This is a genomic window from Oceanobacillus sp. CF4.6 (genome assembly GCF_051262635.1).
Taxonomy (GTDB): domain Bacteria; phylum Bacillota; class Bacilli; order Bacillales; family Amphibacillaceae; genus Oceanobacillus.
On the sequence record NZ_JBIMEX010000001.1, the window covers coordinates 14,484 to 35,967 of the forward strand.

Sequence of the window (21,484 nt, forward strand, 5' to 3'; positions counted from 1 at the left end):
TAAAATAAAAACGATGATATTTTATCTCATTACCAAGTATACTTCAGATATTGAGATAAAGTTAAAATTTTGAGTCTGATTTTAGTATTTTAGTACTTCTATATATTATTTTTATAGAAGATTATTTCTCTGAAATCCGAATTTGATTTGCTACATAAATCTTTTTGATATATTAAATATAACTAAACCTGGTAGCAATTAATTTGCAACCAGGTTTTTTGTATTGTTGTGTATATCAATTGTTTGATAATAATAATCCAATAATTGTTGAGATGCTTTATCCCATGCATATTTTTCAGCTTCCAGACGTACGTTTTGTTTCATTTCTAGTAGCAAATCATTATTATCCAATTTGTTAACTGCATCGATCATGCTGCTAACATTCTCATTTTCAAATAATAGTCCTGTCTTTTCGTCTTTTACCTGTTCCATTGTTGGTCCACTCTTAGCAGCAACTACAGGCAATCCAGATGCCATTGCTTCGAGTATGACCAATCCGAGTGTCTCCGTAACAGACGGGAAAATAAAAGCATCAGCAGACGCATATGCATGTGAAAGCTCTTTCCCGTGCAGGAAACCTGTAAATATAGTATTTGTTCCTTTAAACGTATTTTCCAGTTCATTTCGTAATGGTCCATCACCAATTATAGCTAAAGCTATATCATCTCTGGCATCCAATAAAGGTTTGATTTTATGAATTTCTTTTTCAATTGCTAGTCTACCAATAAAAATAAGTAATTTTTTGGAATCATCCCCATTTGTTAATCGATTCCGCATATGGTTATCATAGTATTTGGGATGACGATGATGAATATCAACACCGCGCTGCAGTACATGAAGGTTATGAAAGTCTTTCTCTATAAGCTCTTTTTTAATTGCTTTAGATGTACAGAGATTTAAATCTGCAGTATTATGGAGCTTTTTAATATGATTCCAGACAATGGGTTTTGCAGGTTTATATACCCAGTAATAATCCATATACTTTGGTATGTGCGTGTGATACGTAGCGATTAAAGGATAATCTAACTTATTAGCATATTGTACTGCAGATGCTGCTAGTAAAATTGGGTTAGCAGCATGCACGATATCTGGTTGGAAGTTCTCCAATATAGCTTTCACTTTCTTAGATGGTAATGTAAACGGTCTATAACGATAAAATGGTAGGGTTATAGGTTTGATGCCAACTACTTCTGCCCCTTCATATTCATATACTCCTAGATCAGGAGCGATAACGAGTACGTCATGCCCTATAGAACGGAAATGTTTGATTGCTTGTGTAAGTCTCGTTACTACGCCGTCTGTAGATGGTAGAAAGGTTTCTGTTACGATTGCTATTTTCAAGGCTGAACTGCTCCTTTATTTCCATGTCATCAGTGGTAAGACATTTTTTTATTAGTGCTTACATAAAATGATACGAGTTCTATTATAATATAATTTAACATTTTTAATAGAAGATAAACCAATAGATAAATTAATTTTACAATAAATAAACAAATAAGCAGTAAAACTGCTTATTTGTCACTACGAATTTTACTTAAGGCTTTTTTTGCCGGACCTTCTATTACTTCACCGGTATAATCGAACCTTGATCCATGACAAGGGCAATCCCATGTACGATCTCCAGAGTTCCACTTTACTTCACATCCCATATGCGTGCAAGTTGTATCCACCATATGAATGGAATCTTCTTTATCTTTATAAACACCGACTCGTTTGCCATCGATTCTTGTAACAGTAGCGTCATCCGTATGGAGATCTGCAACGTTATTTTGAGTAAATTCAAGTTTTCCTTTAATCAGATGTTTTGCAACGTCTGCATTAATTTCCATAAACTTCTTAACAGCGGGATCAGCCTGGAATCTTGATGGTGTAAACAAATCTGCATAGGCATTGTCTTTTTCCAGGATATGATCTGCCAATATTTTACCTGCTATCGTTCCACTGGTCATTCCCCACTTTCGAAAGCCAGTAGCAGTAAGTATCGTCGGTTCACCTTTCGTAATCGGGCCAATGTAAGGAACCTTATCTAACGTTGTTAAGTCTTGAGCCGACCATCTGTATGCTATTCTTTCCATCTGAAATTTTTCCATGGCAAATGTTTGTAAAGCTTCATAATGGTCCATCGTTGATTTACCTTGACCAGTCTTATGATTTTCGCCGCCAATCAAAAGCATTTCTTCTCCCCCGATTTTTGCTGACCTAATCGAACGTGTCGGGGATTCCGCATTAATATACATGCCCCCTGCAAAATTCTTAGGAGATTTTCCTGCTAATAAATAAGACCTTTCTGGATACATTCGAGCAAAGTAAAAGCCTTGGCTATCATAGAAAGGAAAGTGAGATGCTGCTATAACATAATTGCATGTAATTCGATGTCCATCTTTTGTTATGATACTGGTATGTTTATTGTGTTCGATATCTGTAGCTGTCGTATTATCAAAGACACGTAACTGATCTTTAAGTCCGTCTGTTAGAAGTGCTTTTAAATATTCTAAAGGGTGAAACTGAGCCTGGTTGTGCATGACCAATGAACTCTTAACAGGAAGATGAAGAGGTATTTTGTCAGTTAGCTTACTTTCAATCTTTAATTTATCATATGCTGCCTTCTCTTTTTCAAGCTTGTTTACATATGAATGATCGTTTGTATAAATGTAAGCATCCTCTTTGCTGAAATCACATTTTATTTTCTTTTCACTTACGGTATCTTCAATAAATTTTTTCGCCTCTTCAGCTGCTTTATAATAAAGAGAAGCTTTTTCCAATCCGAAATGATTAATTAATTCATCATAAATAAGGCCATGCTGTGCAGTTATTTTTGCAGTTGTATGACCAGTAGTTCCATTCAATACAGGCCCAGCATCAATTAAAACGACGTTAAGATTCTGTTTAGCAAGTAAATATGCTGCTGTTATTCCGGTAATTCCTCCACCAACGATTCCTACATCTGCTTTAGTAGATTCATTTAAAGCAGGGAAACTTGGCAAAGATAAATGATCCCGCCATATCGGCTCGGGAAATTGCGGTAATTGGGGGTTTACCAATTGATCTCTCTCCTATCTTCCATTTAGATAGGATTATTATTCCCTTCACAGGAATCTTTATGTATGTAACTGTGCATGGTCAAAATCGAGAATGAATTAATTTTCAAATAAAAGCCGCCTCCCTATGATAAGGTAAGCGGCTTCTTCCTTTGGTTATCTGTTTTCAAAAAATACCCGGTTCAAAGAAATATATTCTGATTCTTTTCCAGGAACCTCGTCTTCCATATAAATTGCCTCAACAGGACATACTGCTTCACATGCTCCGCAATCTATACAAATGTCAGGGTCAATGAAGAACATATCTTTTCCTTCTTCTATACAATCAACAGGACAAACCTCAACACATTCTCCTGCTTTTTCCGCTTTACATGGTGATGTAATAACAAATGCCAAATTACTCTCCTCCTTCGTGCCAATGATGAATAAATATTAGTATTTAATTATTATAACTCATTATCGTCAAAAAATAAAAGATTCATCATTCCCAGTATCTATCATATGATGTAATATTCGTCACAGAAAGGAGAAAGAGGATGGAAATTACGGTAAGGTCAGGTGATACAATTTGGTATTACAGTCAGCTTTTTAGTGTTCCACTTATTCTTATAGAAACATCTAACCCGGGAATGGACTCCTCCCGATTACAGATTGGTCAGGTAATACAAATACCTGGTTATGTGAATGAAAGCTATACTATAGTAACAAATGATTCTTTTTGGAGCATTGCGCGGGAAAATAATATTCCATTAGACATTTTGGAACTGACAAATCAGGGTATAGATCCTACACGCTTGCAAATTGGTCAAGCAATCGTTTTGCCAAGAAGAGTTACGGAAATGGTTGTCGGTGATATAACTAATTATACATTTGAAAAAATGATGGAAGATATTAGCGAACTCCAATCGATTTATCCTTTTCTGATGAAGCGTACAGTAGGAAATTCTGTCATGGGTAAAGAAATGACAGAGTTGCAGATTGGTGCCGGTCCTAAAGAAGTTCATCTAAATGGTTCTTTTCATGCAAATGAATGGATTACAACTCCAATTATTATGCGTTTTATTAATCAATATGCTTTATCTATCACGAATCGATTGCCAATGAGAGGGCTCCCTCTATTGCCTCTTTATAACGCAAGACAGTTGTCTGTTGTCCCAATGGTTAATCCAGATGGAGTGAATCTTGTGATTGAAGGTCTATCTGCTGCAGGGCAATATAGTGAATCCGTTTTAGCTATCAATCAGGAGAGTGTAGACTTTTCTGGATGGAAAGCAAATATAAATGGGGTTGATTTGAATAACCAATATCCAGCCTTATGGGAAGTAGAAGCTGAAAGAAAACCGATGACTCCACAACCAAGAGATTACCCAGGTACTGCACCTCTAACAGAACCTGAGGCGATTGCAATGGCAAACCTGGCAGAAGATAGGAATTTTTTAAGAATGAATGCATTTCATACACAAGGTAAGGTGATTTATTGGGGGTTTGAAGGTCTTGAGCCCCCTCAATCGATAGATATTGTGAGCGAGTATGAAAGGGTCAGTGGTTATAATCCGATTCAGTATATCGATAGTTATGCAGGATACAAAGATTGGTTTATTCAGGAGTTTAGACAACCAGGCTTTACGGTGGAACTAGGGTCGGGAGTAAATCCTCTTCCTATTGAACAATTTGATGAAATTTATGAAGAAAGCTTAGGAATTATGCTGGCAAATCTTTACTTATAGTTATCTGGGTTTCCACACACATTCCATGTTATAGAATTGACCATTATGATCAAGCTGCAATAAATAAATATCTGGGTTTCTTAATTCCTTCAATTGTTCGAAACCAAACTTTTCATCATATTGATTGAATAGATGTGACAAAAGGTTTCCATGACTTACTACGATGGCATTGTTTATCGAGGTATCTTTATAGATTCGCTGAAGCACTTCAATGGAACGAGCAACTACATCCTTTGCGGACTCTCCGCCAGCTAATTTGTAGCTGTTATCCAAGAAGGAATTATTCAGTGCCTCCACCCAGTCTTCAACAGGATCTTCACTAAGAATGCGTTCTTTTAGGCGTTCGTCTTTTATAATTGTTTTCCCGATCATTTCCGCATACGGTTTAATGCTCTCTACTGCTCTTAAATAAGGACTGGAAAGGATTATATCAACGGGGATATTTATCTCATTGAAAAAATTTGCCAGTTCTCCTGCTTGTCTGATACCCGCGCTTGTTAAAGGAGAATCTTTATGTTGACCATCTGCAGAACAATGTCGGACAAAATAGATTTTTTTCATGTTTTTTGATCAATCCCTTTTTAGTTGGTATGTTTTAAAAAATTAGAAACTATTCGTTTTGAATGATAGCTAAATTATAGCATTTTAAATGAAAATAGAAAACGATATGATTTAATTTTAAAAATATTTAATAATTTATGTAAAAACTAAACCGAGAACTGAATCTGTACGTGTCTGTTTTATGTGAGTGAATGAAAGCTGTCAAATTTTATATTTTCTAATAACAAAAAAATAACAGGAGTTATCCTGTTATTTTTTATTTACTTCTTTAAAATAATCTTTCCTAAACCCAGCAATCCGTTCGCTATTATCGATAATAAAGTAAAATTCGTCGGTTTCATTTTTCACATCATACCTTTTTCCTGGAGTAAGCTTATTATCAACAATAAATTTCTTGGCGTTTGCGTGAACACATTCGATTTGCTTCCTGGTTTCTCTATTTTCCCAGTCTAAATGAATCATCATTAATTTCCTCACTTTAGTTAGTTTACATAATATTGTTATGGTCAATCACATTTATTTAAATAGATATAAATAGTTTTCATACCCTTTTTCTTTCATTTCTTCTTTGGGTATAAAACGCATTGCAGCAGAATTCATGCAATATCGTAACCCACCAGCTTCTGCCGGTCCATCTTCAAAAACATGTCCTAGATGTGAGTCTGAACTATTGCTTCTAATTTCAGTACGGACCATCCCATGAGTCTTGTCTGTTTGATCTTCAACTTGATAAGGGTCAAGGGGCTTGGTAAAGCTTGGCCACCCACATCCAGCATCATATTGATCCTTTGAAGAAAACAAAACTTCGCCAGAAACAATATCAACGTAGATTCCTTCTTTATCATTATTCCAGTATTCGTTTTGGAAAGGTCTCTCCGTTCCATTCTCCTGGGTCACATGATATTGAATTGGAGTGAGTTTCTTCTTTAATTCGGACTTATCGACTTTACCTTGCCACGTATTTTTTATGAAGTCCTCTCTACCTGATCCCTTTTTATACAATCGATAATGAAACGATTGTTTCTTATAATAATCCTGATGATTTTCCTCTGCTGGATAGAAAGTCTTTGCTTGCAAGATTTGGGTTGCAATCGGCTTAGAAAACTTTCCGCTTGCCCCCAACGCTTGTTTAGCGTTTTCTGCAATCTGTTTTTGTTGTTCTGTATGATAGAAGATTGCAGTTTGATAGGATTCTCCCCTATCATTAAACTGGCCACCAGGATCAGTTGGATCGATTTGCTGCCAGAACGTATTTAACAATTGCTCATAGGACATGATGGTTGAATCAAAGGTAATTTTTACTGCTTCCACATGTCCTGTTGTGTTGGAGCAAACTTCTTCATATGTTGGATTTTCAACATGACCCCCAGTATAACCAGAAATCACGCTTTCGATTCCTGGGCGCTGATCAAAAGGTTCCACCATACACCAAAAGCATCCTCCGGCAAATGTCGCTGTTTCAATATTTTGAGACATGAAAATTCCTCCAGTCCTATTCGTTTTATTATCAGTGAACAATAGAATGCTCATTCTTTCCATTATGTTACAGAAGAGAATACAATTCAGCAAATGAATAGTTCGTATTCTACTCTCTATTTTTCCTTTTTTGCTGCTAAAAATCAAGTAGTCCGACTTAACTCAGGGAAAATTATATAAAAAGCTTCGGTTTAGACTCCCCTATTGCTTGCGTTCTTTTTTGTTTTTTTACTACCACAGGCTCTTTTTTATTTTCCTTTTCCTCTTCCTTATATGATGCTTCACTACCGCTACCCTCATCACTGCTTTCAATTTCTTTAAAAGCTTTCATCATTCTGTACATAGCAGGAAGATTTTTTATCATTGGTCCATATTCCTGAATATAAGGGGTGCTTGACTGAACGATGTTTAAAACTTGCTGAACACTATCCAATGTTTTAGTAATTCCGCTTACACTTTTGGTCCCGAGAGATTTAGTTATCAATCGGGATGGTTGCATGTCATTTCTGGCATTCCGAATATTCCTCGAATTTCTCTCCGTTGGGTATGGGTGCCGACTTTGTTGTCGCGGTGAAAATACCATACATATCCCCCTCTACATTTATAAATCATCTAACATTAGTTTACGCCTCGAATGGATTTACGTGTAGGCAAATAATATACATAAGAGGATATATTTCCCGGGCAACCGCAGGAATCAACAAAATCCTTATCTTACCGTCCTGATTTATCGAGAATTATGTCGCTTTATGTAAACTATGCAGATTAGATAAAATAATAATCAGTTAATTGATCAAACGTTTGTTTGAATTTATTTCCCTTATTATAATGGACTCGAATAGGTTAAAAAACGGCCATGGAATTATTCTTCCATGGCCGTTTTATATTATTCAGTGGTTTGATAAGTTTCCCAAATCTCATCATATACGTTTAATGCATTTGGAAAAGGACTATTCCACTCTAAATAATTACTGATTTCATCATAGTTAGTAGATTGCTTTGGGAAATTATGATCCTGAAACGCCCAGTCAGCAAGTAATGATTTTTCATCAGGCTTTATCTTTCCACGATAAGTCATTAAAAAAAGATAGAAGGAACGCATTACTACACCTCATTTTTAACCTTCATTTTCCAGAAATTCTTCATGCTTTTTTAATTTTTTTCGGTAGACAACTTTAGATAACTGAATACTGATTTCAAATAGAATGATTAGAGGTACGGCTACAACAATTTGCAAAACAAAATCTGGCGGTGTAATTAGAACACCAATAACAATTAGTATAAAGTATGCATATTTTCTATTTTTAATCATGAAGTCAGGAGTTATGATTCCTAAACTTGTTAGGAACATAGCAATAATTGGTAATTCAAACAACACTGCAAACGGCAGTGTAACCCGGAGTAGAAATTTGAAATAGCGATCTACTGTAAACATAATGTTAAACATATCATCGTTTAACGAGAGTAGAAAAGGCATAATTAAGTATATAAATACGACATAGCCAAAAACTAATCCTAGGATGAATAATAGAAACAATGCTGGAATGTAAGACAAGGATGATTTTCTTTCATGCTTAGTTAAGCCCGGTTTAATAAAAGCCCATACCTGATAAGCTAAGATGGGAATTGTACCTACTATAGCTACAAGGCCAGCCATGGTGAAATAAATCCATATGATTTCAGTTGGGCTAATTGCTGTTAATTCAAGATCAATGCCATTAACGAAAAACCAATAAATATCTTTGACATAGATAAAACCTACAATAAAAAATAAAACGAAGAAAACAGCAGTTACAATCAGCCGATTTCTTAGTTCCGATAAATGACCAACCAGGTTCATATCCTTTTCACTTTCAATTTGTTGCTGATCTTCTGACATTCTAGAACACTCCCCTATGAATAGCACAAAAGAAGATGTAAGGAATAACCCTACACCTCCATTTTCAATCAAAATATTTTTATACGTTTTTATTTTTATCGTCTGCATCACTAACAATATCTCGTGTTGCATTTTTGAATTCGCGTAATGAACTTCCAAGGGCTTTGCCAATTTCAGGCAATTTTGATGGTCCAAATACAATCAAAGCAACGATGAGAATAAGTATTAATCCAGGAATTCCAATGTTGCTGAACATACCGTATCACTCCGAAAGGTTATTTAGCTTCTTCTTTTTTATTATCTCCTTGGACGATAGCCTTCACATCGTTGATCTCGGTAGTTGCATCGTCAGTCAAACTACGTGTGGAATCTTTAAATTCTCTTAATGTTTGTCCTGCTGCTTTACCAATCTCAGGCAGTTTTTTCGGTCCGAATATAATTAATGCGAGCAATAGGACTAATATTAATCCTGGCACCCCAATATTTGCCAACATATGTACACCTTCTTCATAAATAGTCTACTTAATTTATTGTATTACTTTGCTTTATATATCGTATCGTACAACTATATAATACCATGTTTTTCTTTTACTAAACAAGTTATTTACGGTCATATTGTAAAAAGTAATAGTCATAGGGATTTGTATCGTTCCTCTCCCCTTTTACTTTCGAAGTTAAATGCCACTCATCTTCTGTAAAAGTCGGAAAATACGTGTCTCCCTCAAACGACTCATCAATCCAGGTAATATACATTCGATCGGCTATATCAATCACTTGATTAAATATGTTTCCTCCACCGATAATAAAATATTCCTTTTCGGGATGATTTGTATTCCACTCTGTAATGATTTGAAGTTGGTCAATGACTTCAACATTCTCCGGAATCTCCAATTTGCTTCTAGTCAACACAACATTTTCACGATTAGGTAGTGCTCCACCCATAGAGTTGTATGTTTTTCTTCCCATGATTATTGTATTTCCTGTAGTCTTTTCTTTAAAAAATCGTAAATCTTTTGGTAAACGCCACGGCATGCCATTATTCAAACCTATAACATGATTCTTATCCATTGCAACTAATAATGAAATCATTGTTTCCGCTCCTATCGGTACTTATATGGTTAAACTGCGATTGGTGCTTTAATACTTGGATGAGGATGATAATCAACTATTTCAAAATCAGTAAGATCAAAATCAAATATAGATGATTTTTGCTTATTAATGTTTAGCTTTGGTAATGGCCGTAAATCCCTTTTTAACTGTGTTCCTACTTGCTCTACATGATTGGAATAAATATGCGCATCACCGAACGTATGCACAAATTCCCCAACTTCCAAATTGCATTCATGTGCAATTAGATGGGTTAACAATGCGTAACTTGCAATGTTAAAAGGTACTCCAAGAAAGACATCAGCACTACGCTGGTAGAGTTGACAGGATAATCTCCCATCCGCTACATAGAATTGAAATAATGTGTGACATGGAGGAAGAGCCATATTTGGTACATCTTCTGGATTCCATGCAGAAACAATATGTCTGCGTGAGTCAGGATTCGTTTGAATGGATTCAATCACTTCTTTTAGCTGATCTATCGTATCGTTTTGTGAGGTTTTCCAGTTTCGCCATTGTTTTCCATAAACGGATCCAAGATCACCGAATTCTTCAGCAAAGGAATTATCCTGCAATATGTTTTCTTTAAATAGTTGCATCTGTTCCTGATACGTCTCGTTAAATTCCGGATCCCGCTGACTTCTGATTCCAAAATCCTTCATGTCAGGTCCGGTATAACTTTCACTCTTTATCCATTTTTCAAATGCCCATTCATTCCAAATATTATTACTGTTCTCGAGTAAATAACGAATATTTGTATCTCCCTTTATAAACCATAGAAGTTCGCTGGCAACTAGTCGAAAAGGAACTTTCTTTGTAGTCAGTAACGGGAAGCCAACTGACAGGTCAAAGCGCATTTGATGTCCAAAGACAGAGTGTGTTCCAGTATTGGTGCGATCGCCCTTTTTAAAGCCATTATTTAGGATATGCTGGCATAAATCCAGATAAGCTTGTTCATTTTTTAGCATCGTATCTCTCCTAACTTATTTATATACGTGATGTGCGTTCAAATAGGAATGTTTTTATTATAAAGTTTTCTTACGTATGAATCCAGTATTGCGCTAATTCCATTCTTTATTAAATTGTTCTAAAAATTTTTCCATAAATTGATGTCGCTCCGCTGCAAGGGTCTTCGCTGTATCGGTATGCATCAGATCTTTCAATTTTAATAACTTATCGTAGAAATGTTGGATGGATGTGAAGGTGACCCCGGGTTGATGAATCATTTGATGATTGGCCCCACCATATGCAAACGTCCTGGCAATTCCAATTGCGCCAATAGCATCCAATCGATCAGCATCTTGAACTATTTTTCCTTCCAGTGTTTCCGGAATTCTTCCTGTACGATAAGAAATGCGATTAATGATTGTATCAATTATGGTAATGTGGGATTCTTCCATGGAAATGGACTCTAAAAATAAATGCATATTTTCTGTTGCTTGCGCTGGATTCCTGAAAAGTTTTTTATCCCCTACATCATGTAGCCAAGCAGCTGCTTCACAAATAAATCCGTCAGCATTTTCTTCTCTTGCAATCTGTTTTACTAAGTTTACTACACGCTCCATATGAAAAAAATCATGTCCAGTAACATCAGTATTGAAAAGTTGAAATGCATAATCCCTAATCGCTGCCAATTGTTTATCCTCCATCATAGAATTTCTCCCTCTATTTGTTTCTCTAAACAGTATAACCTCCATGTAAATTTTTTTCAGTTAAATAGTGTAGTTTATTCGTTCAAAACACGTTCCTTTTCTTGACTGTACATTATGAATAATATAATATTAATACTAAGCAAAGAAGATGTACGGAATCACTAATGACATGGGCGGCTTCTATAGAAGTGGATGCAATCGTGATCCTACACTTCTAATAGATGCCGCCCTTTTTAATCTATTCTGTGCTAACTTTGTATTAACACGCCTTTTACGTGGAATTATTTAGGAGGAAGAATTACATGGAAAATGGAGTAGTAAAATGGTTTAATGCAGAAAAAGGTTACGGATTTATTCAAATGGACGAAGGAAATGATGTATTTGTACATTATTCCGCTATCCAGGAAGAAGGTTTCAAGTCATTGGAAGAAGGCCAAGAAGTTTCTTTTGAAGTTGTGGATGGAGAACGTGGTCCACAAGCTGCAAATGTTGTAAAAAGATAAGGATAAAATATATAAGTAGAAGCGGAAATCCATCTGGATTTCCGCTTTTTTTGGCAGTTAAGAAAGTATAAACTACTTTCTTACTGCATAAGTGCAACTAAGGCTGTCACCCAAAAGCTTGGTGACAACCAAGTTTTCTAATGAATCAATCGCTCTCTGCCTTGGTGAAATAATTTTAATTTATTACGATTTGTCAATAAAATATCTACTTTATTCACAAATTGTTCACATACTTTTTATACTAAAAAGTTAGTAAAACCTTTAGAGGAACTTGAATGCATATAATTGAACAAAATGTGAAACGTTTGCAACTTAACTTCATTCTATTCGTACTTTGTTATGATAAAAATAGAAGGTATCCGATACTTTTAAGAAGGGGTGGTACGAATGGAAGGCAATGGGAAAAAGCATGCAGGATCAGACGGTGAAACGAATTTAAAAGGAACATTTATTTCAGTCGGAATTTTGGGTTTAATAATTGTTATTAGTTGGTTTGCTGTTTTTGTATTATTTATTTCAAGATAATAAAAGAAATTTTAAGGGAGTGATCATTCATGCATTTACACAAGTATGAAAAAATTTGGCTAATATCTGGGATTTCTGCATTAATCTTATTTTTAACTATTCTTGGGTTTGGAGCTTTTTACCTCGGAACTCACCCACAAAGCCATGGTGTAATAATTGACCCAGGAAATATTGAAGCAAATGAAGCTTTTCAGACTGAAAATCTGGGACTTACTAAAGTAGAAGATGATAAGTATATTGTCAACATTGTCGCAACTGCATTTAATTATGACCTTGGTGTTGATGATGAAGGGAAACCAGTTAAGAATATTAAAATACCAAAAGGTGCTACAGTACTTTTCCAAGTAGTTACACCTGACGTGGTACATGGCTTCAATATAGCCGGAACGAATGTAAATATGATGGTAGAACCTGGATTTATAAGCAGTATAGAAACGGAAATGAATCAAGCTGGAGAGTTTACACTATTATGTAATGAATATTGTGGTGTTGGACATCACATGATGTTTGCAACTGTGGAGGTGTATGAATAATGGCTATTCCAAAATTAGATGTGTTTCAAGAGAATTCCAGATTACCACTTGCAATTAGTAAAAAAGAAGCCAACTTGTATATGTCATTTATTTATGTAGCATTTATTTCATTGTTTATTGGCGGATTAATGGGACTTCTTCAAGTATTAGTTAGATCGGGAAGTTTTACATTACCATGGGGAATTGGCTATTATCAAATCTTAACTTTACATGGTGTTGTTCTTGCTCTCGTTCTTACAACGTTTTTTATTCTTGGTTTTCAATATGCTTTAATGGGGAAAACAGTTGGCATTTCAGATAAACAACGTAAAGTTTCCTGGCTTGCTTTTTGGATCATGACTGTTGGAACTACGATTACTGCAGCGACCATTCTCGTTGGTAAGGCAAGTGTTCTCTATACGTTCTATGCACCTTTAAAGGCTCATCCATTATTTTATATTGGTTTGACTCTTGTAATTGTTGGTAGCTGGGTTGCTGGTTTTGTTAATTGGCGCCAATTATATGTTTGGAAAAAAGCACATCCAGGTGAAAAGTCACCTTTATTGGCTTTCATGGTAACCATCAATATGTTAATGTGGTTTATCGCATCTTTAGGAGTTGCAATCGCGGTACTTGTACAATTTATTCCATGGTCTCTTGGTTATGCGGAGACGATTAATGTATTGGTAAGCAGAACATTATTCTGGTATTTTGGCCATCCACTGGTATATTTTTGGTTGTTACCTGCTTATATGGCATGGTATGCAATCATTCCAAAGATTATTGGTGGGAAAATATTCAGTGATTCGCTGGCAAGATTATCATTTGTTTTGTTTCTATTCTTCTCCATTCCGGTTGGTTTCCATCATCAACTGACAGAACCAGGAATTGATCCTACCTGGAAATTTATCCAAGTAGTTCTTACATTTATGGTTGTTATACCTAGTTTGATGACCGCATTCTCGATGTTTGCTACATTCGAAATAACCGGACGCCGAAAAGGATTTGGAGGTTTATTTGGCTGGTTGAAACATTTACCATGGAAGGATGTCCGTTTCCTTGCTCCGTTTATCGGTATGCTAGCATTTATACCTGGTGGAGCTGGAGGAATTATTAATGCGTCCCATCAAATGAACGCAGTTATTCATAATACCATTTGGGTAACCGGACATTTTCATATAACCGTAGCTACAACAGTAATTTTAACCTTCTTCGGTATTACCTATTGGCTTATACCGCATTTAACAGGAAGAACGCTCACAAAAGAAGTTAATCGCTTGGGAATAATTCAAACGTTTATTTGGACAATTGGTATGACAATTATGTCAGGCGCGATGCATATTCAAGGGCTTCTCGGAGCGCCAAGACGATCTTCCTACTCTGACTATGGTGGTACGGAACAAGCTGCTGAATGGGGTGCATATCAAATGGCACAGGCCATTGGTGGCACCATCTTATTCGTCGGCATCGTCTTAATGGTTTATATTTTCATTAAGCTAACATTTTTCTCTCCTAAGGGCGAAGAGGAATTTCCTATCGCAGAGGAAGAAGAAGATGCACCAGCGACTCCTATGTGGCTGGAGAACTGGAAACTGTGGATAGCAATTACAATTGCATTGATACTATTTGCATACACGATACCGTTTGTAGATATTATACAAAACTCACCACCAGGATCACCGCCATTCGATTGGCCAATAGGAAATTCCTAATATAAAAGGGAAGAATCAGGTTATTTACCTGTCTCTTCCCTTTTTGTATTTTGAAAGGACTTCAGTTAAAGCTCGTTCTTCTGCTGGAATTCGTACAGTAAGTAATAAAATATGAAACAGTGGAAAGATGACTGCTGTAATTCGTGCTCCAAAAAGAAGAGGAATAACAAAAAGTTCAATTCCTACGATGACATAGTTAGGGTGTTTCACATATTTATAAGGCCCCTTGCTTACCAGTTGTGCACCAGGAAGAATAATTATTTTCGTATTCCAAAACCTTCCAAGCGAAGAAACACACCAGATTCTTACCAGTTGCGTTAAAATGAAAATTACAAGCAATGTATAATTCAATGACCAGTTTGAAGTATCTTTTAAATAGCTCTCCATCAAAATAGATATAAAAAAGAGTACATGTAAGATTATAAACCATTTGTAATGATCTGCTTCCTTTTCAATAGCACCTCTATCTTTCATCCATTTTTCATTGCTCTTGGCTATCACCATTTCGAGAAGTCGCTGCAGTACAATAATTATTAACAACACCCACAAATATACAGACATCAGTTACTCCACTCCAGTAATAATAATTCAGAACAAAAACCTGGACCTAAAGCAGATAAAATACTTTTCTCATTTGGGGCAACATTTTGTTTTAACCATTCCCGCAAAACATATAATACCGTTGCAGAAGACATATTTCCATGGTCAGCCAAAACCTGATAAGAGTATCTCCATTTATCCTTTGAACATTGAATAACTTCTTCCATGGCTTCCATTACTTTTCTGCCACCTGGATGTGATATAAAGGAATGAATATCTTCCTCCATCAGAGCTGTGTCTTGCAAGAATTTCATCACATGCTCCCGCCAAAAGGAATCCACCAATGCTGGGATACTTTTTTTAAAGACAACTTCAAAACCGGAATCGTTAATTTCCCATCCCATCACACTCTCACTATCACGTTTTAAATAGGAACTTGTTGTCATTACTTTTGGGGTACATTTTTTTCTTAGGGAAAGATAAGGTGATTCACTTCCCACTGCCAATGCCGCACTGACACCATCTCCAAATAGAGCTGTTCCTACCATATTACTTTTCTTGCTGTCCCCTTTTTGGAATGTCAGACTACAAAGCTCACAACATACAATAAGTACTGTCTTGTCGGGGTGGGCTGTTAACCAATCATGTGCCCGCGATACTCCAATTGCGCCACCTGCACACCCTAGCCCCCATAAAGGCATTCTATTAATATCCTGTCTAAATGGCCTGGCGTTCATTAGATGAACGTCCATAGATGGAGTTGCAATACCTGTACTTGATACGAATATAATCATATCAATTGCTTCATAAGGCATTTCACTATTCAAGAAATCCAAATTTTGCAGGCAATCATCAATAGCAGCCAGTGAATACCTCTTGGCGGCTTCCTGATAGAGATCATTTTTTTCTTTAAATGTATGTTCTTTCAGAAACCAGGATTGGTCAACAACAAACTGGCGATTATTCACTGCCGCATTATCAAAAACAGGTAGTAATCGATTAATTTGTTTATCAGAATAGGAAAATATTTTTTGAACGATTTGTTTAATTTGTTGCTGTTCGATAGCGAATTCTGGAATTCCTAATCCAATGGAACAGATATTGGTCAACATAATCACCTTTATTTAAAATTATTTTCCCCCTGGCTTGTGAATTTCAACACATATTATAAATTATATATATCTGTATATTTCGTAGTTAGATATTCAACAAGATATTTTTGATGGAGTGGTTCATTTGTAACATTTTTAAGAATCTCCAACGGTTTTTTCGTTTTTCCGTATTGATGGATATTATCGGTCATCCATTGCCTTATCTTTGTGAAGTTACCCCCAGCTATCAATTCTCCCACATTCATTTCTCTAGATAGAAAATGATTAAACTGTGCAGCATACATATATCCTAATGCATAGGAAGGAAAATAACCAAAATCTCCTCCTGCCCAGTGGATATCCTGTAATACGCCTTCTCGGTCTGTTGGTGGTTCAATCCCTAAATAATCGACCATTTTTTCGTTCCATAAATGAGGCAGATCCTTTACTTTTATTTCTCCATTAATTAATGCCTTCTCTAATTCATACCGAACCATAATATGTAGCGGATAAGTTAGTTCGTCTGCTTCAATTCGGATTAGCGAAGGTTTGACCTCATTTATTGCGCGATAAAAGTCAGTCCTGTCAATGGTTTGCAAATGCTTTGGAGCATATGACTTAAATAGCTCAAAATGGTTAGCCCAGAAATCTTTGCTCCTCCCTACAAAGTTTTCCCAAAATAAGGATTGTGATTCATGTATACCCATTGATGTTCCAGTTGCAAGCGGTGTATTGGCAAGTTTTTTACTGATGTTTTGTTCATATAATGCATGTCCGCCTTCATGAATGGTACCGAATACAGCCATGCGGAAATCTTCTTCATCGTATCGTGTTGTTATACGTACATCATTTAAATTCAAACTGATGGCAAAAGGATGAATGGTATCATCAAGTCGACCAGATTCAAAATCATATCCCATCTGTCTTAATATCTCGATTGTAAAAGATTTTTGATTTTCTTTAGGAAAGTGGCCTTTTAATATAGATGCATCTGGTTTGTCTGTACTTTTTTGAATTTGATCGACAAGTTTACTTAATGAATCCCTCAACTTAGGGAATACATTGTCAAGTGTCTTGGTGGTCATACCAGGTTCATAATTATGTAATAATGCATCGTATACATTATCTTCATACCCCCAATAGTCAGCAAACCTTTTATTATAATCTACGAGCTCCTCGAGATAGGGCTGAAACAAGGAAAAATCATCTTTTTCTCTTGCTTCTTGCCACATTGCCTCGGATTTAGACTGAAGCATGACATAATCTTTGTATTCATTATTTGGTATTTTACGGTTTCTTTCGTAATTCTCTTCGCATTCCTCAACAATTTTCTGGATGATAGGATCCTCTGTTTTATCTTTTAATACATCAATAAAGAACTTCATTTTTTCTGAGGTTTCCAATTGATGCTGTTTGTCTGCAAGAAATCCAACTACCTCTGTTCTCTGTGCAACAGCTTTTCTCGGAATTTTTGTACGCATATCCCATTGCGCTAATGTAAGCGTTTCACGATAAGCATTAAGTTCATTTAATAGAATTTTAAAATCTTTCTCGTTAAGATATGTGTTTTCCAAGTTTATTCCTCCCTGATTTTTTTTCCGAAATACTGATAGTAATTCGTTTCTATAAAACCATTAAATAATTTGCGCTTTTTTGTTGCCTGTTGGCCATAGTGTTTCTCAAATGCATCAAAGGCTGTAATGATATAGACACTCCATGAAGGATGGTCATTCATCACGCTTCCCAGTTCACTATACATTTTTGCTACTGCATCTTTATCACCTATACGCTGACCATAAGGAGGATTACTTACCACATAACCGTTGTCCCGGCGGATAAATAAATCACTTACTTGCATTTGTTTCCACGAAATAAGATCGCCAAGCCCGGCTTCCGTAGCATTATCAGTAGCTATTTCTATCATATTATGGTCGATGTCTGAACCAGTTATATCAAGTTTTTGATCATAATTTGCATTGTCTTCTGCTTCCTGAAATGCATCGTCCCATAACTTTCGTTTAATAAATGTCCAATCCTCTGATGCAAATTCACGATTGAAGCCTGGCGCAATATTTTGACCGATTAATGCTGCTTCAATGGCTAATGTTCCTGAACCACAGAATGGGTCCACAAATGGGTACTCCGGCTTCCAGTTTGTAAGCATAACAAGAGCAGCAGCCAATGTTTCTTTTAATGGAGCTTCCCCTTGTCCAACACGGTATCCCCGTTTGTGGAGTCCAGCACCGGACGTATCCAGTGTCAGAGTTACGACATCTTTAAGCAAAGCAACTTCTGTTTTGTATAATGCCCCCGTCTCAGGCATCTTAGTGGCAAGGCCATATTTCAGCTTTAATCTTTCTGCAATTGATTTCTTCACGATTGCCTGACAATCCGAAACACTGAAAAGCTTGGATTTTATAGATTTTCCGGAGACAGGGAATTGACCATCTTCAGAAATGTATTCTTCCCATGGTAATGCTTTTGTCGCTTCAAAAAGCTCATCAAATGTGAAAGCCTTAAACTGACCTACAACTACTTTAATTCGATCAGCCGTTCGAAGCCAAAGATTACATCTGGGGATTGCTGATACTGGTGCTTCAAAAATAACCTTTCCATTGTCTACTGTTACTTCATACCCTAATGATTTAACTTCCTGTGCAACTACTGATTCCAAACCCATCGCAGTAGTTGCGATTAATGTTACTTTACGCATTGAATTATTCCCTTCGAATTAAAATTAGTTTTAGTTTACCATATTAAATTGCGCAAACAAAAGCGGAAGTGCCGACTAACGGTGTGGATTGATCCTAATATATCTGTAGTATTCATTAAAATGATAAACCTAAGCAAATAAAAAAACCTTTCCATATGTCATTCTTGACAAAGAAAGGTTCTTAGTTTCATATTAAAGACCATTAAATGCTCGATAAGCCATGTTCTGTGCCTTTGTACTGCAAACGGTGGTCGGCCTCGTACTCCGGCTGTAATCATCTATCTACAAGCAATAACTTGTCCCTTGTTCGGTTGAATTCCCTACTAAAGGATGCCCCTACCATTAATTTGGGTTGCTCACTCGTGGGGTTTACCCGTTCCACCTGAAATGTTTCCATTCAGCTACGTCACTGTGGCACTTTCAAGAATCGTTCCTTATCAAAGAGACTTAGGAAGTCTTCTGCCGTTAGCTTAAAGCTACCTTGACTTATGAATTCATCAAGCACGAACACTACAAACATCTCAGTTTGTGCGAGCATGGACTTTCCTCTGCAAATACATGCAGCGATTACTTGAGCATTTAAGTAATGTTTTATAATCATATCATAATTTTGTCGTTTTATCAATCGATGTTAAAAATTGGCAGAACAAGTGTATTTATTCCGCTGAATCAGCGAATTTCTTACCGAAAACAGCTTTTTCCAAATTGGACAGACGTTTTAACACATCATAGTTGACCTGTGTATTTGGTTGTGGGGCTCTTGTTCTTGGTTGTTCTGCAGTATTTTTTTTCAGTTTTTCATTCTCAGCCTGTAGCCTTTCTATTTCCTGCTTAAATATGTCATAATCCTGTATGACAGCATCCAGAAATTCATCAACCTCTTCCTGATTGTAACCTCTCATACCTGTTTTAAAATCTTTCTCTAAAATATCTTTTCCACTTAGTTGAACGCGATTCAAACTCATCTCTTCACCTCATCATTTTCACTTATACTATGTTTAAATTTTACTCATGGTCAATTTTAAGTTTATTATTCAAATTAATTTCTAGTACCAATTATTCTTTATTATATCATAAAAAAGGAAACTGAATATCAGTCTCCTTGTTAATATTAAAGATTCTTAATAACAAAGGGAGGTTTCTACGCCCCAACAGGTAGGTAATAGAATCCTATGATTCATTCAGCTGCCTAATAAATCTTCCGAATCAAATGAAAACGGAAGCAGTTCTTCCATTGTGAATGATTTTGTTTCATTAGTAAGATTGGTCAAATGTATATTCATGGTCTTAGGGAAAAACTCACTCATTACTTGACGACAAGAACCACATGGGGGTACGGGTCTTGAAGTATCTGCCGCAACGGCAAGCTCCTGAAATTCTGTTTCCCCTTCAGATATTGCTTTAAATATAGCAACACGTTCTGCACAGCATGAAACAGGATATGCAGCATTTTCAATATTGCATCCAGTATAAACCTTACCTGACTTAGTCAATAATGCAGCTCCGACTTGAAACTTTGAGTATGGAGCATATGCATGATTCATAATTTTAATTGCTTCTTCGATTAAATGATCTGTTTTCATCGCTCTTTTCACCCTTTTAAGTTTGTGCTGGTAATTATAAGAGAAATAAGAATTATTGTAAAGCTCTGTAGCAGTACTTAAGGTCTAATGTCTCCTAAAAGCAAGTCAAATACATACAGTATGGAATTGTGCAATTCCATATAGCGCTTTCTTCGTGCATCCACATAATAGCTGTGTAATAAGACTAATTCCATATTCTCCTTTGTGGAGGTTATTTGCTGTGGATGTACGTTAGCCTTTCTTTCTTTAACGACTTTCAATGCTGTTTCTTCCCATTTTTCCAAAAGTTCATAAACAGGCATCGTTTCATCTTTTACTTTCAGAAAGAAATCCTTATCTTTTGTACTTTCAGGGGGTTCGTTTTTCTCGAAAATATCTTTTAATTGAATTAGATGTCTTTTTAATAAATCTGTTTGACTGCTTAGTTCCATATATGTTATCCGCCTTTGTATAGTAGTAAATCGATATATACTACTTTATCATTATTATAATCAAAAGGCATCTGATTAGCGTGTTATTTTTTCAATAGCATTTTTAGTGTGATCGATTTGGTGAATTTCATTTTGAAAATGTAACCATACTTCTCTATCGACGTTTATTTTTAACTTCTGGTCGATAAGGAGTAGTTGATCCGTCATTTCCTGTATGGTCAATTTTGCCTCGTCGATGCTGATACCGTTCTTTTCCATTTCCATTTCGTCCAGGATTGCTGACATGTTTATCACCCCTAATATTTATTTGGTATATAAATAATTCGCCGGATCCTTTAGACTCTCCTTCCCGTTCGACAAAACTAGAAGTAATTGTACAAAACTAGTGTAATTACTTATCTTTTGTCCGAAATTAGACAAACTAAAAAAAAGGA

At 36.0% G+C, this 21,484-nt stretch carries 26 protein-coding genes, 1 other RNA gene and 1 pseudogene; 5 read left to right on the forward strand and 23 right to left on the reverse strand.

What is annotated here, in order from left to right; genetic code table 11:
• Positions 1 to 198: 198 nt before the first annotated feature.
• From ACHABU_RS00080 to ACHABU_RS00090, 3 genes are all read right to left on the reverse strand, one after another.
• A complete protein-coding gene (locus ACHABU_RS00080) occupies positions 199 to 1,341 on the reverse strand; it encodes a glycosyltransferase family 4 protein (protein WP_435761023.1) in 1,143 nt (380 codons plus the stop codon).
• Between the two features lie 170 nt (positions 1,342 to 1,511).
• On the reverse strand, positions 1,512 to 3,041 hold the full coding sequence (locus ACHABU_RS00085) for an FAD-dependent oxidoreductase (RefSeq protein WP_435761025.1): 1,530 nt from the start codon (positions 3,039 to 3,041) through the stop codon (positions 1,512 to 1,514).
• Between the two features lie 153 nt (positions 3,042 to 3,194).
• Positions 3,195 to 3,434: an indolepyruvate ferredoxin oxidoreductase subunit alpha gene (locus tag ACHABU_RS00090; RefSeq protein WP_435761027.1), complete on the reverse strand. Its 240-nt coding sequence runs from the start codon at positions 3,432 to 3,434 to the stop codon at positions 3,195 to 3,197.
• Positions 3,435 to 3,574: 140 nt separating this feature from the next.
• On the opposite strand from ACHABU_RS00090, the gene ACHABU_RS00095 reads away from it, so the two are divergent.
• Complete coding sequence (locus ACHABU_RS00095) at positions 3,575 to 4,765, forward strand: M14 family metallopeptidase (protein ID WP_435761029.1); 1,191 nt, start codon at positions 3,575 to 3,577, stop codon at positions 4,763 to 4,765.
• On the opposite strand, the gene ACHABU_RS00100 is transcribed toward ACHABU_RS00095, so the two are convergent.
• The 11 genes from ACHABU_RS00100 to ACHABU_RS00150 all read right to left on the reverse strand — a co-directional run bounded on the left by ACHABU_RS00100 (position 4,766) and on the right by ACHABU_RS00150 (position 11,440).
• On the reverse strand, positions 4,766 to 5,326 hold the full coding sequence (locus ACHABU_RS00100; protein WP_435761031.1) for a histidine phosphatase family protein: 561 nt from the start codon (positions 5,324 to 5,326) through the stop codon (positions 4,766 to 4,768).
• A gap of 249 nt (positions 5,327 to 5,575) precedes the next feature.
• Positions 5,576 to 5,788, reverse strand: coding sequence for a DUF6501 family protein (locus tag ACHABU_RS00105; RefSeq protein ID WP_435762310.1), 213 nt, complete (start codon positions 5,786 to 5,788; stop codon positions 5,576 to 5,578).
• Between the two features lie 54 nt (positions 5,789 to 5,842).
• A complete protein-coding gene (msrB, locus tag ACHABU_RS00110) occupies positions 5,843 to 6,802 on the reverse strand; it encodes a peptide-methionine (R)-S-oxide reductase MsrB (protein WP_435761033.1) in 960 nt (319 codons plus the stop codon).
• Between the two features lie 172 nt (positions 6,803 to 6,974).
• Positions 6,975 to 7,385 carry a VrrA/YqfQ family protein gene (vrrA, locus tag ACHABU_RS00115; RefSeq protein WP_435761035.1) on the reverse strand — a complete coding sequence of 137 codons (411 nt, stop codon included), beginning with the start codon at positions 7,383 to 7,385 and terminating at the stop codon, positions 6,975 to 6,977.
• 303 nt (positions 7,386 to 7,688) lie between these two features.
• On the reverse strand, positions 7,689 to 7,904 hold the full coding sequence (locus ACHABU_RS00120) for a YozE family protein (protein WP_435761037.1): 216 nt from the start codon (positions 7,902 to 7,904) through the stop codon (positions 7,689 to 7,691).
• Positions 7,905 to 7,919: 15 nt separating this feature from the next.
• On the reverse strand, positions 7,920 to 8,681 hold the full coding sequence (gene tatC, locus ACHABU_RS00125) for a twin-arginine translocase subunit TatC (protein WP_435761039.1): 762 nt from the start codon (positions 8,679 to 8,681) through the stop codon (positions 7,920 to 7,922).
• Between the two features lie 79 nt (positions 8,682 to 8,760).
• Positions 8,761 to 8,937, reverse strand: a complete 177-nt coding sequence (locus tag ACHABU_RS00130; protein WP_435761041.1) for a twin-arginine translocase TatA/TatE family subunit — start codon at positions 8,935 to 8,937, stop codon at positions 8,761 to 8,763.
• A 19-nt stretch (positions 8,938 to 8,956) separates the two neighbouring features.
• A complete protein-coding gene (tatA, locus tag ACHABU_RS00135; protein ID WP_435761043.1) occupies positions 8,957 to 9,175 on the reverse strand; it encodes a twin-arginine translocase TatA/TatE family subunit in 219 nt (72 codons plus the stop codon).
• Positions 9,176 to 9,281: 106 nt separating this feature from the next.
• The gene (locus tag ACHABU_RS00140; protein WP_435761045.1) at positions 9,282 to 9,770 is read right to left on the reverse strand and encodes a dihydrofolate reductase; all 489 of its coding nucleotides are present in this window, start codon (positions 9,768 to 9,770) and stop codon (positions 9,282 to 9,284) included.
• 29 nt (positions 9,771 to 9,799) lie between these two features.
• The gene (locus ACHABU_RS00145; RefSeq protein WP_435761047.1) at positions 9,800 to 10,756 is read right to left on the reverse strand and encodes a thymidylate synthase; all 957 of its coding nucleotides are present in this window, start codon (positions 10,754 to 10,756) and stop codon (positions 9,800 to 9,802) included.
• A 93-nt stretch (positions 10,757 to 10,849) separates the two neighbouring features.
• The gene (locus ACHABU_RS00150) at positions 10,850 to 11,440 is read right to left on the reverse strand and encodes an HD domain-containing protein (RefSeq protein WP_435761049.1); all 591 of its coding nucleotides are present in this window, start codon (positions 11,438 to 11,440) and stop codon (positions 10,850 to 10,852) included.
• Between the two features lie 302 nt (positions 11,441 to 11,742).
• Between ACHABU_RS00150 and ACHABU_RS00155 the strand changes: the two genes are divergently transcribed.
• The 4 genes from ACHABU_RS00155 (at position 11,743) to ACHABU_RS00170 (ending at position 14,692) form a co-directional block, all read left to right on the forward strand.
• Entirely contained in the window at positions 11,743 to 11,943 is a 201-nt protein-coding gene (locus ACHABU_RS00155; protein ID WP_087971491.1) for a cold-shock protein, read from the forward strand.
• A gap of 387 nt (positions 11,944 to 12,330) precedes the next feature.
• Positions 12,331 to 12,468: a cytochrome c oxidase subunit 2A gene (locus tag ACHABU_RS00160; protein ID WP_435761051.1), complete on the forward strand. Its 138-nt coding sequence runs from the start codon at positions 12,331 to 12,333 to the stop codon at positions 12,466 to 12,468.
• A 29-nt stretch (positions 12,469 to 12,497) separates the two neighbouring features.
• A complete protein-coding gene (locus ACHABU_RS00165) occupies positions 12,498 to 13,001 on the forward strand; it encodes a cytochrome B5 (protein ID WP_435761053.1) in 504 nt (167 codons plus the stop codon).
• A gap of 80 nt (positions 13,002 to 13,081) precedes the next feature.
• Positions 13,082 to 14,692 carry a b(o/a)3-type cytochrome-c oxidase subunit 1 gene (locus ACHABU_RS00170; RefSeq protein ID WP_435762312.1) on the forward strand — a complete coding sequence of 537 codons (1,611 nt, stop codon included), beginning with the start codon at positions 13,082 to 13,084 and terminating at the stop codon, positions 14,690 to 14,692.
• A 24-nt stretch (positions 14,693 to 14,716) separates the two neighbouring features.
• On the opposite strand, the gene ACHABU_RS00175 is transcribed toward ACHABU_RS00170, so the two are convergent.
• The 9 genes and pseudogenes from ACHABU_RS00175 to ACHABU_RS00215 all read right to left on the reverse strand — a co-directional run bounded on the left by ACHABU_RS00175 (position 14,717) and on the right by ACHABU_RS00215 (position 21,335).
• Positions 14,717 to 15,253, reverse strand: a complete 537-nt coding sequence (locus ACHABU_RS00175; protein ID WP_435761055.1) for an isoprenylcysteine carboxyl methyltransferase family protein — start codon at positions 15,251 to 15,253, stop codon at positions 14,717 to 14,719.
• A complete protein-coding gene (locus ACHABU_RS00180; protein WP_435761057.1) occupies positions 15,253 to 16,344 on the reverse strand; it encodes a type III polyketide synthase in 1,092 nt (363 codons plus the stop codon). The genes ACHABU_RS00175 and ACHABU_RS00180 overlap by 1 nt, the downstream gene beginning before the upstream one ends.
• Positions 16,345 to 16,397: 53 nt before the next feature.
• Positions 16,398 to 17,897 carry a carboxypeptidase M32 gene (locus ACHABU_RS00185; RefSeq protein ID WP_435761059.1) on the reverse strand — a complete coding sequence of 500 codons (1,500 nt, stop codon included), beginning with the start codon at positions 17,895 to 17,897 and terminating at the stop codon, positions 16,398 to 16,400.
• Positions 17,898 to 17,899: 2 nt separating this feature from the next.
• Positions 17,900 to 19,036, reverse strand: coding sequence for a THUMP domain-containing class I SAM-dependent RNA methyltransferase (locus ACHABU_RS00190; RefSeq protein ID WP_435761061.1), 1,137 nt, complete (start codon positions 19,034 to 19,036; stop codon positions 17,900 to 17,902).
• Between the two features lie 209 nt (positions 19,037 to 19,245).
• Positions 19,246 to 19,615, reverse strand: an RNA gene (gene rnpB / locus ACHABU_RS00195) — RNase P RNA component class B.
• A gap of 77 nt (positions 19,616 to 19,692) precedes the next feature.
• Complete coding sequence (gpsB, locus tag ACHABU_RS00200) at positions 19,693 to 20,001, reverse strand: cell division regulator GpsB (RefSeq protein WP_435761063.1); 309 nt, start codon at positions 19,999 to 20,001, stop codon at positions 19,693 to 19,695.
• Positions 20,002 to 20,217: 216 nt separating this feature from the next.
• Positions 20,218 to 20,646 (reverse strand): annotated as a pseudogene (locus ACHABU_RS00205) (cytidine deaminase); the annotation flags it as partial.
• 50 nt (positions 20,647 to 20,696) lie between these two features.
• On the reverse strand, positions 20,697 to 21,050 hold the full coding sequence (locus ACHABU_RS00210; RefSeq protein ID WP_435761065.1) for a DUF1798 family protein: 354 nt from the start codon (positions 21,048 to 21,050) through the stop codon (positions 20,697 to 20,699).
• A 75-nt stretch (positions 21,051 to 21,125) separates the two neighbouring features.
• Positions 21,126 to 21,335, reverse strand: coding sequence for a hypothetical protein (locus ACHABU_RS00215; protein WP_435761067.1), 210 nt, complete (start codon positions 21,333 to 21,335; stop codon positions 21,126 to 21,128).
• Positions 21,336 to 21,484: the final 149 nt, after the last annotated feature.

Excerpts from the sequence above, each read along its gene's own strand:
- ACHABU_RS00105 (WP_435762310.1), bottom strand. The coding sequence starts at position 5,788 with ATGATTCATTTAGACTGGGAAAATAGAGAAACCAGGAAGCAAATCGAA.
- gpsB (WP_435761063.1), bottom strand. The coding sequence starts at position 20,001 with ATGAGTTTGAATCGCGTTCAACTAAGTGGAAAAGATATTTTAGAGAAA.
- ACHABU_RS00120 (WP_435761037.1), bottom strand. The coding sequence starts at position 7,904 with ATGCGTTCCTTCTATCTTTTTTTAATGACTTATCGTGGAAAGATAAAG.
- vrrA (WP_435761035.1), bottom strand. The coding sequence starts at position 7,385 with ATGGTATTTTCACCGCGACAACAAAGTCGGCACCCATACCCAACGGAG.
- ACHABU_RS00145 (WP_435761047.1), bottom strand. The coding sequence starts at position 10,756 with ATGCTAAAAAATGAACAAGCTTATCTGGATTTATGCCAGCATATCCTA.
- tatA (WP_435761043.1), bottom strand. The coding sequence starts at position 9,175 with ATGTTGGCAAATATTGGGGTGCCAGGATTAATATTAGTCCTATTGCTC.
- ACHABU_RS00095 (WP_435761029.1), top strand. The coding sequence starts at position 3,575 with ATGGAAATTACGGTAAGGTCAGGTGATACAATTTGGTATTACAGTCAG.
- ACHABU_RS00100 (WP_435761031.1), bottom strand. The coding sequence starts at position 5,326 with ATGAAAAAAATCTATTTTGTCCGACATTGTTCTGCAGATGGTCAACAT.
- ACHABU_RS00210 (WP_435761065.1), bottom strand. The coding sequence starts at position 21,050 with ATGGAACTAAGCAGTCAAACAGATTTATTAAAAAGACATCTAATTCAA.
- ACHABU_RS00180 (WP_435761057.1), bottom strand. The coding sequence starts at position 16,344 with ATGTTGACCAATATCTGTTCCATTGGATTAGGAATTCCAGAATTCGCT.
- ACHABU_RS00140 (WP_435761045.1), bottom strand. The coding sequence starts at position 9,770 with ATGATTTCATTATTAGTTGCAATGGATAAGAATCATGTTATAGGTTTG.
- ACHABU_RS00130 (WP_435761041.1), bottom strand. The coding sequence starts at position 8,937 with ATGTTCAGCAACATTGGAATTCCTGGATTAATACTTATTCTCATCGTT.
- ACHABU_RS00190 (WP_435761061.1), bottom strand. The coding sequence starts at position 19,036 with ATGCGTAAAGTAACATTAATCGCAACTACTGCGATGGGTTTGGAATCA.
- ACHABU_RS00170 (WP_435762312.1), top strand. The coding sequence starts at position 13,082 with ATGTCATTTATTTATGTAGCATTTATTTCATTGTTTATTGGCGGATTA.
- msrB (WP_435761033.1), bottom strand. The coding sequence starts at position 6,802 with ATGTCTCAAAATATTGAAACAGCGACATTTGCCGGAGGATGCTTTTGG.
- ACHABU_RS00175 (WP_435761055.1), bottom strand. The coding sequence starts at position 15,253 with ATGTCTGTATATTTGTGGGTGTTGTTAATAATTATTGTACTGCAGCGA.
- ACHABU_RS00165 (WP_435761053.1), top strand. The coding sequence starts at position 12,498 with ATGCATTTACACAAGTATGAAAAAATTTGGCTAATATCTGGGATTTCT.
- ACHABU_RS00150 (WP_435761049.1), bottom strand. The coding sequence starts at position 11,440 with ATGATGGAGGATAAACAATTGGCAGCGATTAGGGATTATGCATTTCAA.
- tatC (WP_435761039.1), bottom strand. The coding sequence starts at position 8,681 with ATGTCAGAAGATCAGCAACAAATTGAAAGTGAAAAGGATATGAACCTG.
- ACHABU_RS00215 (WP_435761067.1), bottom strand. The coding sequence starts at position 21,335 with ATGTCAGCAATCCTGGACGAAATGGAAATGGAAAAGAACGGTATCAGC.
- ACHABU_RS00160 (WP_435761051.1), top strand. The coding sequence starts at position 12,331 with ATGGAAGGCAATGGGAAAAAGCATGCAGGATCAGACGGTGAAACGAAT.
- ACHABU_RS00155 (WP_087971491.1), top strand. The coding sequence starts at position 11,743 with ATGGAAAATGGAGTAGTAAAATGGTTTAATGCAGAAAAAGGTTACGGA.